General features: G+C 60.5%; 12 protein-coding genes. 5 read left to right on the forward strand and 7 right to left on the reverse strand.

The genetic code is table 11. From position 1 onward, the window contains the following. The 4 genes from HKK53_RS26155 (at position 1) to lpxC (ending at position 4,429) form a co-directional block, all read left to right on the forward strand. Positions 1–870: a cell division protein FtsQ/DivIB gene (locus HKK53_RS26155; protein ID WP_054045546.1), complete on the forward strand. Its 870-nt coding sequence runs from the start codon at positions 1–3 to the stop codon at positions 868–870. Positions 871–885: 15 nt separating this feature from the next. Continuing rightward, entirely contained in the window at positions 886–2,145 is a 1,260-nt protein-coding gene (gene ftsA / locus HKK53_RS26160) for a cell division protein FtsA (RefSeq protein WP_054045544.1), read from the forward strand. A gap of 66 nt (positions 2,146–2,211) precedes the next feature. Continuing rightward, a complete protein-coding gene (gene ftsZ, locus HKK53_RS26165; RefSeq protein WP_033061342.1) occupies positions 2,212–3,405 on the forward strand; it encodes a cell division protein FtsZ in 1,194 nt (397 codons plus the stop codon). Between the two features lie 112 nt (positions 3,406–3,517). Next, a complete protein-coding gene (lpxC, locus tag HKK53_RS26170; protein WP_054045542.1) occupies positions 3,518–4,429 on the forward strand; it encodes a UDP-3-O-acyl-N-acetylglucosamine deacetylase in 912 nt (303 codons plus the stop codon). Positions 4,430–4,592: 163 nt separating this feature from the next. Here lpxC and HKK53_RS26175 read toward each other — a convergent pair whose 3' ends face one another. The 7 genes from HKK53_RS26175 to HKK53_RS26205 all read right to left on the reverse strand — a co-directional run bounded on the left by HKK53_RS26175 (position 4,593) and on the right by HKK53_RS26205 (position 14,554). Then, positions 4,593–6,095, reverse strand: a complete 1,503-nt coding sequence (locus HKK53_RS26175) for a sensor domain-containing diguanylate cyclase (RefSeq protein WP_169373153.1) — start codon at positions 6,093–6,095, stop codon at positions 4,593–4,595. A gap of 179 nt (positions 6,096–6,274) precedes the next feature. Continuing rightward, the gene (locus HKK53_RS26180; RefSeq protein WP_442962296.1) at positions 6,275–7,543 is read right to left on the reverse strand and encodes an OprD family porin; all 1,269 of its coding nucleotides are present in this window, start codon (positions 7,541–7,543) and stop codon (positions 6,275–6,277) included. 244 nt (positions 7,544–7,787) lie between these two features. Next, positions 7,788–8,012, reverse strand: coding sequence for a hypothetical protein (locus tag HKK53_RS26185; RefSeq protein WP_169373155.1), 225 nt, complete (start codon positions 8,010–8,012; stop codon positions 7,788–7,790). Between the two features lie 251 nt (positions 8,013–8,263). Then, positions 8,264–9,628, reverse strand: coding sequence for a heavy metal sensor histidine kinase (locus HKK53_RS26190; RefSeq protein ID WP_169373156.1), 1,365 nt, complete (start codon positions 9,626–9,628; stop codon positions 8,264–8,266). After that, positions 9,618–10,295 (reverse strand): heavy metal response regulator transcription factor, encoded by a 678-nt coding sequence (locus HKK53_RS26195; RefSeq protein ID WP_169373157.1) that lies wholly within the window; start codon positions 10,293–10,295, stop codon positions 9,618–9,620. The genes HKK53_RS26190 and HKK53_RS26195 overlap by 11 nt, the downstream gene beginning before the upstream one ends. A 9-nt stretch (positions 10,296–10,304) precedes the next feature. Next, positions 10,305–13,397: a multidrug efflux RND transporter permease subunit gene (locus HKK53_RS26200; RefSeq protein ID WP_169373158.1), complete on the reverse strand. Its 3,093-nt coding sequence runs from the start codon at positions 13,395–13,397 to the stop codon at positions 10,305–10,307. Continuing rightward, positions 13,394–14,554, reverse strand: coding sequence for an efflux RND transporter periplasmic adaptor subunit (locus HKK53_RS26205; protein WP_169373159.1), 1,161 nt, complete (start codon positions 14,552–14,554; stop codon positions 13,394–13,396). Before HKK53_RS26205 ends, HKK53_RS26200 begins: the two co-directional genes overlap by 4 nt. A 368-nt stretch (positions 14,555–14,922) precedes the next feature. Here HKK53_RS26205 and HKK53_RS26210 point away from each other — a divergent pair, with 368 nt between their 5' ends. Beyond that, positions 14,923–15,180: a hypothetical protein gene (locus HKK53_RS26210; protein WP_169373160.1), complete on the forward strand. Its 258-nt coding sequence runs from the start codon at positions 14,923–14,925 to the stop codon at positions 15,178–15,180. Positions 15,181–15,200 lie beyond the last annotated feature (20 nt).

The following is a 15,200-nucleotide window of genomic DNA, read 5'->3' on the forward strand; positions in this document are numbered from 1 at the left end:
ATGCAAGGCGCTCAGTTGAGACATCAGCCCCCCGCACCACCCGGCCGCAAGCCGGTGCCGCGGGGTGCCAGCCGAATGGTGGCCAAAGAGCCGATGTCTGCGCGCCTGCCGAAAGCCAATTTTGGTTTTCTCAAAGCCTTGTTCTGGCCGGTGCTGCTGGTCGCGCTCGGCTTCGGTACTTACGAAGGCGCGCAGCGCTTGCTGCCCTACGCCGACCGGCCGATCACCAAGATCAACGTGCAGGGCGATTTGAGTTACATCAGCCAGCAAGCGGTGCAGCAGCGGATCGCCCCCTACGTGGCGTCGAGCTTCTTCACCATCGACCTGGAGAGCATGCGCACCGAGCTGGAAACGATGCCATGGATTGCCCACGCCGAAGTGCGTCGGGTGTGGCCGGACCAGGTGGTGATTCGCCTGGAAGAGCAACTGCCGGTGGCCCGTTGGGGCGATGAGTCGCTGTTGAACAACCAGGGCCAGGCGTTCACCCCGCGTGAGCTGGCGAACTACGAACACTTGCCACAGCTGTTCGGCCCACAGCGGGCCCAGCAGCAAGTGATGCAGCAATACCAGGTGCTGAGCCAGATGCTCAGGCCATTGGGCTTCTCGATTGCACGCCTGGAATTGCGTGAACGAGGCAGCTGGTTCCTGACCACCGGTGCCGGCAGTTCTGGCCCCGGGATCGAACTGCTGCTGGGACGCGGCAACCTGGTGGAAAAGATGCGCCGCTTCATTGCCATCTATGACAAGACGCTCAAAGAACAGATTACGAACATTGCGCGCATCGATCTGCGCTACGCCAACGGCCTCGCTGTTGGCTGGCGGGAACCTGTAGCGCCCACGACAGCCCAACCCGCTGTCGCGAAGAATTAAGAAGAGGCAGGACCCATGGCAAACGTGCAAAGCGGCAAAATGATCGTCGGTCTCGATATCGGCACCTCCAAGGTGGTGGCGCTGGTCGGCGAGGTCTCGGACGACGGCACGCTGGAAATCGTCGGGATCGGCACTCATCCGTCCCGCGGCCTGAAGAAAGGCGTGGTGGTGAACATCGAGTCCACCGTGCAGTCGATCCAGCGCGCCATCGAAGAAGCGCAGCTGATGGCCGGCTGCCGGATCCACTCGGCGTTCGTCGGCGTGGCCGGCAATCACATCCGCAGCCTGAACTCCCACGGCATCGTGGCGATTCGTGATCGTGAAGTCAGCGCCGCCGACCTTGAGCGCGTCCTCGACGCCGCCCAGGCCGTGGCGATCCCGGCTGACCAGCGCGTGCTGCACACCCTGCCGCAGGATTACGTGATCGATAACCAGGAAGGCGTTCGCGAGCCGCTGGGTATGTCGGGCGTACGTCTGGAAGCCAAGGTCCACGTGGTCACCTGCGCCGTCAACGCCGCACAGAACATTGAAAAATGCGTGCGCCGTTGCGGCCTGGAAATCGACGACATCATTCTCGAGCAACTGGCCTCGGCCTACTCGGTCCTGACCGACGACGAGAAAGAGCTGGGCGTGTGCCTGGTGGACATCGGCGGCGGCACCACCGACATCGCGATCTTCACCGAAGGCGCGATCCGTCACACCGCGGTGATCCCGATTGCGGGCGACCAGGTAACCAACGACATCGCCATGGCGTTGCGCACCCCGACCCAGTACGCCGAAGAAATCAAGATTCGCTACGCCTGCGCCCTGGCCAAGCTGGCCGGTGCCGGTGAAACCATCAAGGTGCCAAGCGTTGGCGACCGTCCACCGCGCGAACTGTCCCGCCAGGCCCTGGCCGAAGTGGTCGAGCCGCGCTACGACGAACTGTTCACGCTGATCCAGGCCGAACTGCGCCGCAGCGGCTACGAAGACTTGATCCCGGCCGGCATCGTGCTGACCGGCGGTACGTCGAAAATGGAAGGCGCGGTCGAACTGGCCGAGGAAATCTTCCACATGCCGGTCCGTTTGGGCGTGCCACACGGCGTCAAGGGTCTGGATGACGTGGTCCGCAACCCGATTTATTCCACTGGCGTTGGCCTGTTGATGTACGGCCTGCAAAAGCAGTCCGACGGGATTTCGTTCTCGGGCATCAGCAGCCGCGACAGTTACAGCAATGAAGAAGCCAAACCCGCCTTGCTCGATCGCATCAAGAGCTGGGTACAAGGCAACTTCTAAAGAATTACCGCAACACCGCAACAAACGCAGTAGGCGAAAAAACTAGAGAATGTAAGGAGAGGGAAAATGTTCGAACTCGTAGACAACATCCCCGCAAGCCCGGTTATTAAAGTTATCGGTGTTGGCGGAGGCGGCGGCAACGCTGTCAACCACATGGTCAAGAGCAACATTGAAGGCGTTGAATTCATCTGCGCCAACACTGATGCCCAGGCGCTGAAATCCATCGGCGCGCGGACCATCCTGCAACTGGGCACCGGCGTGACCAAAGGTCTGGGCGCCGGCGCCAACCCTGAAGTAGGTCGTCAGGCCGCTCTCGAAGACCGTGAGCGCATTGCCGAAGTCCTGCAGGGCACCAATATGGTGTTCATCACCACTGGCATGGGCGGCGGTACCGGTACCGGTGCTGCGCCGATCATTGCCGAAGTGGCCAAGGAAATGGGGATCCTCACCGTTGCGGTGGTGACCCGTCCGTTCCCGTTCGAAGGCCGCAAGCGTATGCAGATCGCCGACGAAGGTATCCGTCTGCTGTCTGAAAGCGTCGACTCGTTGATCACTATCCCCAACGAGAAGCTGCTGACCATCCTCGGTAAAGACGCAAGCCTGCTGTCGGCTTTCGCCAAGGCTGACGATGTATTGGCTGGTGCCGTTCGCGGTATCTCCGACATCATCAAGCGTCCGGGCATGATCAACGTCGACTTTGCCGACGTACGGACTGTCATGAGCGAAATGGGCATGGCGATGATGGGCACTGGCTGCGCCAGCGGTCCGAACCGTGCACGCGAGGCCACCGAAGCGGCCATTCGCAACCCGTTGCTCGAAGACGTGAACCTGCAAGGTGCACGCGGCATCCTGGTGAACATCACCGCCGGTCCTGACCTGTCCCTGGGTGAGTACTCCGATGTGGGTAGCATCATCGAAGCCTTCGCTTCCGAGCACGCAATGGTCAAGGTCGGTACCGTTATCGATCCGGACATGCGCGACGAGCTGCACGTGACCGTGGTTGCCACGGGTCTGGGCGCGAAAATCGAGAAGCCTGTAAAGGTCATCGACAACACCATGCACACGTCCGTGGCTTCGCAGCCGCAGCAACAAGCGCCTTCGCGTCAGGAAGCGCCGGCTGTGAACTACCGTGACCTGGACCGTCCGACCGTCATGCGCAACCAGGCTCAGGCCGGTGCTGCGACTGCCGCGAAGATGAATCCGCAAGACGATCTGGACTACCTGGACATCCCGGCATTCCTGCGTCGTCAGGCTGATTGATGGAATGTATCAGGGCGATGAAGGTGATTGGTGTTCAGCAAAGGTCTGGTCTGCTATCATCGCCAGCCTTTGTTGATACCAGTTCGCAATTTGCGCTGAAGCGGCCCAAGCCATGATTAAACAACGCACACTGAAAAATATTATCCGTGCCACAGGTGTAGGCCTGCACTCCGGGGAGAAGGTATACCTGACCCTCAAGCCTGCACCTATCGACACCGGCATCGTGTTTGTTCGTGCCGATCTGGACCCTGTGGTGCAGATTCCTGCTCGCGCGGAAAACGTTGGCGAAACCACGATGTCGACCACGCTGGTCAACGGTGACGTCAAAGTGGATACGGTGGAGCACTTGCTCTCGGCCATGGCTGGCCTGGGCATCGATAACGCCTACGTCGAGCTCTCCGCGTCCGAAGTCCCGATCATGGATGGTAGCGCTGGACCTTTCGTATTCCTGATTCAATCGGCCGGCCTGGAAGAACAGGACGCGGCCAAGAAGTTCATCCGGATCCTGCGGGAAGTGACAGTGGAAGACGGCGACAAGCGCGCCACTTTCGTCCCTTTCGAAGGTTTCAAAGTGAGCTTCGAGATCGATTTCGATCACCCGGTTTTCCGTAACCGCACACAAAGTGCAAGCGTGGATTTTTCCAGCACTTCGTTCGTAAAAGAAGTCAGCCGCGCCCGTACCTTTGGTTTCATGAGTGACATCGAGTACCTGCGCAAGCACAACCTCGCACTCGGCGGCAGCGTTGAAAACGCTATTGTGGTCGACGCGGATGGTGTACTGAACGAAGACGGCCTTCGCTATGAAGACGAATTCGTGAAGCACAAGATCCTCGATGCAATTGGTGACCTCTACCTGCTGGGCAATAGCCTGATTGGTGAGTTCAAGGGCTTCAAGTCCGGACATGCATTGAACAACCAGCTGCTGCGCAAGTTGATTGAGCAGACAGATGCTTGGGAAGTCGTGACTTTCGAAGACGCCAGCACCGCACCGATCTCTTACATGCGTCCTGTTGCGGCCGTGTAAGCAAAAACCTCTCTAGTTTTTAAAGGCTGCCTTCGGGTGGCCTTTTTTTATGCCGATCGTTCCCACGCTCTGCGTGGGAATGCAGCCCGGGACGCTCCGCGTCCCATCCAGAGCCGAACGCGGAGCGTCCGGTGAGGCATTCCCACGCGGAGCGTGGGAACGATCATTGCGCGGCAACGACTCGATTCCGCCCCCCTTCCTTGGCCTGATACAACGCCTTGTCCGCCGCAAACAGCAATTGTTCCAGGGTGGTCTCGCTCGCGCTGGTCCAGGTACTGATCCCGATACTGACCGTCATCGGCGAATCAGCCCCCGCCACCAACGGCAATTGCTCCACGGCGACACGGATGGCTTCGGCAATCTGACGCGCCCCCGCGCTGTCGGTTTCCGGCAGGATCACCGAAAACTCCTCACCCCCATAGCGGGCGACCAAGTCGCCTGGCCGCCGCACATTGGCGCTGATCACCTTGGCCAACGAACGCAGCGCATCATCGCCGCCCTGATGGCCATGCCGGTCATTGAACGCCTTGAAGTGGTCGGCATCGACCATCAATACCGATAACGACTGACCCGAGCGCTGGGCGCGAAACCATTCGTGGCGCAGGACCTGATCCAGGGTTCGACGGTTGGCCATGCCGGTCAAGGCATCGGTGGCCGCCAGTTGCGACAGTTCCTGCTCGGCGTTGTGGCGCAGGCGCAATTCGCGACACAGCAGCCAGGTCAGCCACAGCAGCCCGATGCACAGCACGCCGGTGGCGCCGCTGATCACCACCGCCGTTCGCTCCCAAGTGGCGAACACCTCGTTGCTGGAGAGGGCGACGATCACCGTCAATGGCAGGTTGCCGACCCTGGAAAAGGTGTACAGGCGCTTCTGGTGATCGATGCTCGACACACTGCTGAAGCTGCCGCTGCCCTCGCGCAGGATTCGCACGACGTTTGGCCGGCTGGCAAAGCTTTTGCCGATCGAGTCATTTTCCAAGTAAGGCTTTTGCGCCAGCAGCAGGCCATCGTTGTTGATGATGTTGAGCGTGCTGTCACTGCCGATGTTCAGGCTGTTGAACAACTCATCGAAGTACGCCAGGCGCATCGACGCCACGGCCACTCCAAGGAACTCCCCGGTGGGCGAGGCGATGCGCCGGCTGAAACTGATCCGCCATTGGTCGGCATCTTCGCAATCGCAGCGAGGCTTGAACGGGCGGCTGATGAACATTCCGGTATCGCTGTTGGAGATATGGGCCAGGAAATAGTCGCGGTCGGCGAAGTTGCCTGGTTTGGGCTCGATCAGCGACGAGTCGGCCAGTACCTCGCCGTGCTTGTCCAGCAACAGAATGTCGCCCTTGAAGCGGGCCGTGGTGGAGCGATCGAACAGCACCAGGTGGCGGACCTGGGCTGACATCTGTTTCAAGTCATCGCGTTGCGAGGCGGCAATCAGCCCTTGCAGGGTCAGGTCGTAGAGTTCGACCGTGCGCAACACATCGGCGTCGATCAACTGGGCGATGGTGGTCGCGCCGCGTGTCGCGTCCTGCTGGGCGTTGGCGTGTTCGCGGATCAGCAGAAAGGCAACGATGCTGAGGATCGCGATGACAGTCAGGCCGCTGCCGAGAATCAGCAGGAGCACGGGACGTCCGGTCCTGCCTGGAATGTAGGGGGTTGGGCTTGCTGTCATGGTTCTGATGTCTGCTGAAGGGACTTAATAAGCGTAGTTCCATAAACGTCGTTTCCCGAAGGGCGCGCGCTCATCGCAGCAATCAGTCATGGATATTCGGCTGTTACTTGGCGAATGTATAAATGTGGGGCGAAAAAAAGGCCAGCAAAACATGCTGGCCTTTTGATTTATTACAGGCTTTAGAACACGTTGATCGGATAATCGACGATCACGCGGTATTCATCGGTGTCCTGATCCAGCGCGCCATATCCATTGCCGCCACGGTTGGTCGCCCATTGCAGGCGCAGCGAAAGGTCCTTGGCCTTGCCTTCCTGGACCACGTACTTGAGATCAATGTCGCGTTCCCAGTGCTTGGCGTGTTTGCCGTCGGCGCTGTACCACGAGGCGTAGCCCTTGCTGTCCGGGTCGACCTTGGTCAGGTCGGTTTCACCCCGTGAATAGGAAACCGCCGAGGTCAGGCCAGGCAGGCCGAGCCCGACGAAATCGTAGGCGTACTTGAGTTTCCACGAGCGCTCGTTCGGGCCGTTGAAGTCCGAGTACTGCTGGGAGTTGTCCAGAAAGACGCTGTCACCCTGGCTGATGTAGTCGAACGGCGTGTTGCCGTTGACCCGCTGGTACGCGGCCGTGACGCTGTGATTGCCCACGCCGACGGTGAAATGCAGGCTGTAGGTGTTGTTGTCGATGTTGCCCAGCAGCGCGTCACCGGTGTCTTGTGTGTGATAGAAGTGCAGGCCCGGGTTGAGGCTGACCAGGTCATTGAGCTGGTAGGTGTAATCCAGATCGTAGTAGTACTGGTTCCAGATGTCCTTGAGCTCAGACGCGTACAGGCTGCTGGTCAGGCCCGGCAAACCGCTCCAGGCCACACCGGCCCAGTTCAGGTGCTGGCTGTCGTCGCCATCGGTGAGGCTGCCATAAGAGGTGCCGATTCGCGTGTGGCCGCTCTGATTGTAAGGTTTGGTGAAGCTGGCCTGGCCGCCTTCGATGAGAAAACCGTCGAAGCTGTGGTTAGTCAGGCTGACGCCGCGAAAGGTCTGAGGCAGCATGCGGCTGTCGCCACCGGCGATCACCGGGTTGGTGAGAAACAGGTCACCGGCCTTCAATTCGGTATCAAAGGCACGCATTTTCAACGTACCGCCGGCCGTGGAAAACGAGCCCGGTGCTTTGCCGTTGCCATCGCTGATGGGCAGGATGCTCGAACCGTCAGTGCCGCCACCGCCGTCGAGTTTCAACCCGAGCATGGCGTGGGCATCAAGGCCGAAACCAACGGTGCCCTGGGTGAAACCGGATTCGAATTTACCGAGGAAACCCTGGCCCCACTCGATGTTGTCATCGGTGTTCTGATGCCGGTTGCGGTTCATGTAGTAGTTGCGGGCGTTTAGGTTGAGGCTCGACCCTTCGACAAAACCTTCGCGGCTGGAGTCATCGGCGGCCTGGGTGTTGGTGGCCATCGTTGCAGCGATTGCAATGAACAACGGGCTGAGCTTTAGAGAAAAAGACACGTGCGGTACAGCTCCTTTTGGGTCATTAACGTCAGTTCATGGATCGACGTTTTTTATTTCTTGTTTAGGGAGACGAAGCGAGGCGTGTTTTCTGCACAATAAAAAAAGCCGCTGATAGCAGCGGCTTTGAAGACAACTTTTCAAAGGAAAGAGCCAATGAAAAGTGTCGAGGGAAACAGAGCGATACGGTGGGTCAGCTGTCTTTCTCAACCTGTGGCTTGGCTGCAGAAGTGGACGCTTGAGGGGTTTGCTCAGCCTCGTGGGCCTTGGCGGTCAACTCGGCCTGGGATTGTTCGAACGCTTTGGCCCGCGCCGCATTTTGCGCGACGAAAGCTGGCGACTCTTCAGCCATGGCGAACGGGGACAGGAACAAAGTCGACAAAACGAAAGCGCTGGCAATACCCATAGTGTTGGACATCTTTAAAACCTTCTTGCTTGGCAAGTGCTGTTTGGTGCGCCAAGGTTAAGGTTCATGGGCGATGGGAAACAGAGCGGATTTCAGAAAGGACTGTTGCGTTGGAAGCAACAGTTGAGTGTTGATCGTTCCCACGCTCTGCGTGGGAATGCCTCAAGGGACGCTCCGCGTTCCAATGGGACGCGGAGCGTCCCGGGCTGCATTCCCACGCAGAGCGTGGGAACGATCTACGGGGGCAAGCTCCCTCGCCACAGTCAGACGGGGAGGTGGATGCCGAAGGTATTCATCCCATGATCACTGCGCACAAACACGTCCCCGCCGTGCATCAGCGCAATCGCCTTCACAATCGCCAGACCCAACCCATGGTTGTTCCCGCTGTTGCTGCGCGACGCATCCACCCGATAAAACCGCTCAAACAACCTCGGCAAATGCTCGCTGGCAATCGGCGACCCCGGATTGGCCACACCGATACTCACCTGATGCTCCTCGACCTCAATGCGCACCTGAATCACCTGCCCAGGCTCGGTATGTTGCACCGCGTTGCTCAGCAAGTTGATCAACGCCCGACGCAGATGTGCGATCTCGATCCGCACCTGCGCATCTCCGCTGACCTGCACCTGAACCTGCGCATCTTCCAGAATGAAATCCAGATACTCCAGGGTCGTCGCCACTTCATCGGCCAGTGAGGTAGAGGTCAGTTTGGTGGCCTTGCTGCCCTGGTCGGCGCTGGCGAGAAACAGCATGTCATTGATGATCGAACGCAACCGCTCCAGCTCTTCGAGGTTCGATTGCAGCACTTCGAAGTAATGTTCGGCCGAACGCCCGCGGGTCAGCGCCACTTGGGTCTGGCCAATCAGATTGGTCAGCGGCGAGCGTAATTCGTGGGCGACGTCGGCGTTGAACGACTCCAGCCGCGAATAGGCCTGTTCGACCCGTTCCAGGGTCGAGTTGAATGAGCTGACAAACTGATCCAGCTCCGGTGGCAACGGCGACAGGCGCAAACGGCCGGAACGCAACGGCGGTGCCAGACGCTGGGCTTCCTGGGACAACTTGATCAACGGTTTTAGGCCAATCCGCGCCACCCAATAACCCAGCGCCGAGGCGAGCAGCACGCCGATGATCGCCAGGCTGATCAGAGCGATCAGCAAATGATGCTGAGTCTGCAGAAACGTCTCGGTGTCGATGCCGATCATGAAGCGCAGCGCCGGGCGCTGGTCCTTGGCCGGGAACTGGCTGACCAGCACTTTCAGCGGAGAGGAATGATCCGGCAACAGCAAGTCGCGCCGCCCCAACGGCCCTTCGGCGAAGGCGCGGATCTGCGGAGTAATGTTGCCGTATTCGTACTGCGAATCGCCGCTGACGATCCAGAAACTGATGCGCTTGTCTTCTTCGCCGAGCAGCTTGAGCTTGTTGTTGATCTTCACCCAATGCTCGGGCGTGCCGTATCGGCCGACCGTGGATTCGAGCACGCTGTAACGCGCATCCAGCTCGGCTTCGGGCAACAGGCCCAGGCCTTTGTCGACCTGCTGGTACAAGGCCCAGCCGATCAGCAGAAACACCAGCAGCGCCACCAGCGTGAACATCCCGCTCAACCGTAGCGCTATCGAGTTACTGGACACCACGGCTCTCCAGCACATAACCCATGCCGCGGATGGTGTGCAGCAGTTTCTCGTCAAATGGCCCGTCGAGCTTGGCCCGCAGGCGTTTGATCGCGACTTCGACGACGTTGGCGTCACTGTCGAAATTGATGTCCCAGACCATCTCGGCAATCGCCGTTTTCGACAGAATTTCACCTTGCCGACGCGCCAACACGCTGAGCAGCGAGAACTCCTTGGCCGTCAGGTCCAGACGCGCGCCGGCGCGAGTAGCCTTGCGGCTGATCAAGTCGATCCACAGGTCGGCGATGCTCACTTGCACCGGTTCATGGCCGCCACTGCGCCGGGTCAGGGCTTGCAGGCGCGCCACCAGTTCAAGGAAGGAAAACGGTTTGCCGAGGTAATCGTCGGCGCCATCGCGCAGGCCTTTGATCCGGTCTTCCACACGCTCGCGGGCGGTGAGCATGATCACCGGGGTTTGTTTGCGCGCGCGCAAGGCCCGTAGCACGCCGAAGCCGTCGAGGCCCGGCAACATGACGTCGAGGATGATCACCGCGTAGTCGCTTTCCAGCGCCAGGTGCAGGCCTTCGACGCCGTCCCGCGCCAGGTCCACGGTGTAACCCTGTTCCGTCAGGCCGCGGTGCAGATAATCCGCGGTTTTTTCTTCATCTTCGATAATCAGAACGCGCATGACCCCGCCTCAGTCTGTGGTCGCCAGCACCGGTAGCGGTGCGGGTTTGGGCCGATGGAAAAGCCGCTCAAGCCACAAGTATATGACCGGAGTGGTAAACAGCGTCAGCGCCTGGCTCACCAGCAGCCCGCCGACTACGGCAATCCCCAATGGCTGGCGCAGTTCGGCGCCGGTGCCGTAGCCGAGCATCAGCGGCAACGCGCCGAGCAGGGCGGCGAGGGTGGTCATGATGATTGGCCGGAATCGAGTGATACAGGCCTGGAAAATCGCCTCTTCCGGCGGCAAGCCACCCTTGCGCTGGGCTTCGAGGGCGAAGTCGATCATCAGGATGCCGTTTTTCTTGACGATGCCGATCAGCAGCACCAGGCCGATCAGCGCCATGATCGAAAAGTCCTGGCCCCAGATCCACAGCATGATCACCGCGCCGAGCCCGGCCGACGGCAGGGTCGAGATGATGGTCAGTGGATGGACGAAGCTCTCGTAGAGCACGCCGAGAATGATGTACACCGCCACCAGTGCCGCGAGAATCAGCCACGGTTGGCTGGCCAGCGAACTCTGGAACGCCTGGGCCGCGCCCTGGAAGTTGCCACTGATGGCCGCCGGCATGCCGATTTCAGCCTTGGCCTGGTTGAGCAGAATCACCGCATCACCCAACGCGACGCCGGGCGCCAGGTTGAACGACAGGTTGGCCGCCGGGAACATCCCGTCGTGGGCGATGGACAACGGGCCAATGGTCGGCGCATCGAACTTCGCCAGGGCCGACAACGGCACCATCTCCCCGCTCAACGGCGAGCGCAGGTAGAAATAGTTCAGGCTCTCGGCCTTGCCGCGCTGCTTGGTGTCCAGTTCCAGGATTACGTTGTACTGGTTGATCTGGGTCTGGAACTCGTTGATCTGCCGCTGGCCGAAAGCGTCGTACAGCGCTTCGTCGACGTCACTGGCGGTCAGGCCGAAACGCGCGGCCGCACTGCGGTCGATGCTGATGTGGGTGATGCTGCCGCCCAGTTGCAAGTCGTTGGAAATATCGCGGAACGCCGGGTTTGTCCGCAGCTTGTCCGTCAGGCGCTGGGTCCAGGTGCTGAGCGTCGGGCCGTCGTTGCTCTTGAGTACGTATTGGTACTGGGCGCGGCTCGGGCCGGAGCTGAGGTTGATGTCCTGGCCGGCGCGCAGGTACAGCACGATGCCGGGGACTTTCATCAGTTGCGGGCGAATCCGGTCGATGAACTGGCTGGCGCTGACATCGCGGTCGCCGCGTTTCTTCAGGGCGATCCAGAACCGGCCGTTGGCGATGGTCTGGTTGCTGCCGGATACGCCGACCGAGTGGGAGAACGCCTGAACCGCTGGATCCGCGGCGACGATTTCCGCCATCGCCAGGTGTTTTTTCACCATGTCGCCGTAGGAAATATCGGCAGCCGCTTCGGTGGTGCCGAGGACGAAACCGGTGTCCTGGACCGGGAAGAAGCCCTTGGGGATAAAGATGTAACCGGCAATGGCCAGGCACAACGACAGGCAGAACACGCCGATCATGGTTCTCTGATGGGCGAGGGCGCGGCGCAGGTTCTTCTCATAACCGGCCAGCAAGCGGTCGCCGAAGGTCTTTTTGCTGTGGGCGTGATGGACGGGGGCGCGCATGAACAGCGCGGCCAGGGTTGGTGCCAGGGTCAGGGACACCACCACCGAAATCATGATGGTCGAAGTCGCGGTCAGGGCGAATTCCTTAAACAACCGCCCGACCACGCCGCCCATGAACAGCAGCGGAATAAACGCCGCCACCAGCGAGAAGCTGATCGAAACCACGGTGAAGCCAATCTCGCCGGAGCCCTTGATCGCCGCCTCGCGCATGCCGTCGCCGGCCTCCAGATGCCGGTGGATGTTCTCCACCACCACAATCGCATCGTCCACCACAAACCCCACGGCCACCACGATCGCCACCAGGGTCAGGTTGTTCAGGCTGAAACCCATGATGTACATCAGGGCGAAACTGGCGGTCAGCGACACACCGAGTACCGCCGACACAATCATGGTCGCCGACCATTGGCGCAAGAACAGCGCCATCACCGCCACCACCAGCATGATCGCGATCAGCAGGGTGATTTCCACTTCGTGCAACGAGGCGCGAATGGTCTGGGTGCGGTCGATCAACACCTTGACCTGCACCGAGGCCGGCAACATCGCTTCCAGGCCCGGCAAAGCGGCTTGAATGCGATCCACGGTCTCGACGATGTTCGCCCCCGGTTGCCGCGAAATCACCAGGTTCACCCCGGGTTGATCGCCGGCCCACGCCTGGACGTAGGCATCTTCCGAACCGTTGACGACTTTGGCGACATCTTTCAGGTGAACCGGTGCACCGTCCTTGTAGGAAACGATGAGCTGGCTGTATTCGTCGGGGTGGAACAATTGGTCGTTGGTGGACAGGGTCGAAATGCTCGATTCCCCATACAACGCACCTTTGGCCAGGTTGAGGCTGGTCTGCTGGATCGCCAGGCGAATGTCCGCCAGGGTCAGACCGATGGCCGCGAGCTTGTCCGCCGAGGCCTGGACGCGGATCGCCGGACGTTGCTGACCGGTGATGTTGATTTGGCCTACACCGTCGATCTGACTGATCTGACGCGAGAGCAGGGTTTCCACCAGGTCGCTGAGCTCGGTGCCCGGCATCTGGGTTGAGCTGACACTGAGGATCAGCACCGGGCTGTCGGCCGGGTTGACCTTCTTCCAGGTCGGCAGGGTCGGCATGTCCTTGGGCAGTTTGCCGGCGGCGGTGTTGATCGCGGCCTGGACTTCCTGGGCGGCGGTGTCGATGCTTTTATCGAGGGTGAATTGCAGGGTCAGCAGGCTGGAGCCGAGGGCGCTGCTCGACGTCATCTGGGTCATGCCGGGGATGGCGCTGAATTGCACTTCCAGCGGTGTGGCCACCGATGACGCCATGGTGTCGGGGCTGGCGCCGGGCAGTTGCGCGTTCACCTGAATGGTCGGGAATTCGGCTTCCGGCAGTGGCGCGATGGGCAGGCGCGGGAAGGCGATGACGCCCAGCAGCACCAGGGCAAAGGTCAACAGAATGGTGGCGACCGGGTGATCGATGCACCACGCGGACGGGCCTCTCATTGTTTAGGCTCCGCTTGCACCACTTGTGGCGGGTCGGTCAGCACCTGCACCGTGGAACCGGGCTTGAGCCGCGACTGGCCATCGCTGACCAGTACGTCACCCGGTTTGACGCCGCTGATGATGTCCTGGCCGCTGCCTTGGTAGACCATTTGCACTTGCACGGTCTCAACCTTGTCGCCTTTTACCCGGTACACGAAATGTTGATCGAGGCCGCGTTGTACGACCGTCGGCGGCACCACCAGCGCATCTTTATCCAGCGCTGTCTGAATTTTCACCGTGACCAGTAGGCCAGGCCAAAGCTTCTGGCCGGGGTTGTTGAATTCAGCCTTGGCGCGGATGGTCCCGGTGTTGGCGTTGATCTGGTTGTCGATCAGGGTCAGGTGACCTTCGCCCAGCAGGTTGCCGGTTTCGCCATCGGTGTCGGCGCCAATGTAGGCCTTGACCTGGGCGCGTTGCGGGTCGCCGATCAGGCCTTGCAGGGTCGGCAGCATTTGCTGCGGCAGGGAAAACTCCACGGCAATCGGGTCGATTTGCGTCACGGTGAACAGCCCTTGGGCGTCGGTCATGCGCAGGAAGTTGCCTTCGTCCACCGTACGAATCCCGACGCGACCGGTGACCGGGGAGCGAATCTGCGTGTAGGAAAGCTGCACCTGCGCCGCGTCGATGGAGGCTTGATTGCCCTGGGCGGTGGCTTTGAGTTGGTTGACCAGGGCTTGTTGCTGGTCGTAAGTCTGCTTGGACACGCCGTCATCGACACTCAGCAGCTTGTAGCGCTTGAGGTTGACCAGCGCCACTTGCAGTTGCGCCTGGCTTTCACCCAATTGGGCGCGGGCCTGGTCGAGGCTGGCACGGATCGAGCGGTCGTCGATGGTTGCGAGCAAGTCACCGGTCTTGACCAGTTGCCCTTCCTTGACCAGCAGCTTGGTAAGGATGCCGTCGATCTGCGGCCGCACCACGACGCTGTGCAGGGACAGCACCGAACCGATGCCGCTGACATAGCGCGGCACGTCCTTCGCGGCGACCGCGACCACCCGCACCGGAATCGCAGTTGGCGCGGCCAGTTTGGCGGTGGCCGGTTTGGTCGCGTACCACAGGCCCAACGCTGCCAGGACAATCAGAGGGGCTGCGATCAAGGCGGTTTTTTTCTGAATTCGCATGCGAGTGGGGCGCCGGGCTAGAGGGACGGGAACAGGGTCAGATTTTATACCTCCTCTTATAGTCCTGTTACCCGGTCAGGAAGGTGACTGCTAACTGACGGGGCTGTCAGTTTGGCAGGCGTATTTCGCCAGATAGACCGAGTTATCGTTCATCGCGGGCAAGCCTTGCTCCTACATTTGGAATGCATTCCCTGTAGGAGCGAGGCTTGCCCGCGAAGGCGTCAGACCCGTCACCGCCAAACCCACAGACCGACTACTTGTCGCTTGAAACTCGCCGCTTGCAGCTTGCCGCTCCCGACACAGGTATACTCGCGCCTTTCGCGGTCCACCCACCGGGCCCGACTCTTTGTGCACCACCCGGAGCTTTCATGACTTCCCCGACACAACCGCCGGTCGCCGACGCCTTGAGCGACGACCCGGCAGACCTGCCAGACAGCGTCGACTCCAGCGCAGACAGCGAAACCAAAGTCGCGATCCCGGCGTTCAAGTTTCCGTTCAAGCCGGGCGAGTTGGCCGCGGCCAAGAACGCCAACCAGCCGTGGTACAAGAACGGCGCCAAGAACGGCCACACCAAGACCCCTGGCGCAGCGCCACCGGGTACTCGTCGTTCGATGGGTAAACGCTGACCGTCAGCCCTTCTTGGGTT

It is taken from the genome of Pseudomonas sp. ADAK7 (assembly GCF_012935675.1).
In the GTDB taxonomy this organism is placed as follows: Bacteria; Pseudomonadota; Gammaproteobacteria; order Pseudomonadales; family Pseudomonadaceae; genus Aquipseudomonas.

Bases quoted from the DNA above. Each gene is read 5' to 3' on its own strand.
- ftsZ (WP_033061342.1), top strand. From the start codon at position 2,212: ATGTTCGAACTCGTAGACAACATCCCCGCAAGCCCGGTTATTAAAGTT.
- HKK53_RS26175 (WP_169373153.1), bottom strand. From the start codon at position 6,095: ATGACAGCAAGCCCAACCCCCTACATTCCAGGCAGGACCGGACGTCCC.
- HKK53_RS26210 (WP_169373160.1), top strand. From the start codon at position 14,923: ATGACTTCCCCGACACAACCGCCGGTCGCCGACGCCTTGAGCGACGAC.
- HKK53_RS26180 (WP_442962296.1), bottom strand. From the start codon at position 7,543: ATGGCCACCAACACCCAGGCCGCCGATGACTCCAGCCGCGAAGGTTTT.
- ftsA (WP_054045544.1), top strand. From the start codon at position 886: ATGGCAAACGTGCAAAGCGGCAAAATGATCGTCGGTCTCGATATCGGC.
- HKK53_RS26205 (WP_169373159.1), bottom strand. From the start codon at position 14,554: ATGCGAATTCAGAAAAAAACCGCCTTGATCGCAGCCCCTCTGATTGTC.
- HKK53_RS26200 (WP_169373158.1), bottom strand. From the start codon at position 13,397: ATGAGAGGCCCGTCCGCGTGGTGCATCGATCACCCGGTCGCCACCATT.
- lpxC (WP_054045542.1), top strand. From the start codon at position 3,518: ATGATTAAACAACGCACACTGAAAAATATTATCCGTGCCACAGGTGTA.
- HKK53_RS26185 (WP_169373155.1), bottom strand. From the start codon at position 8,012: ATGTCCAACACTATGGGTATTGCCAGCGCTTTCGTTTTGTCGACTTTG.
- HKK53_RS26155 (WP_054045546.1), top strand. From the start codon at position 1: ATGCAAGGCGCTCAGTTGAGACATCAGCCCCCCGCACCACCCGGCCGC.
- HKK53_RS26195 (WP_169373157.1), bottom strand. From the start codon at position 10,295: ATGCGCGTTCTGATTATCGAAGATGAAGAAAAAACCGCGGATTATCTG.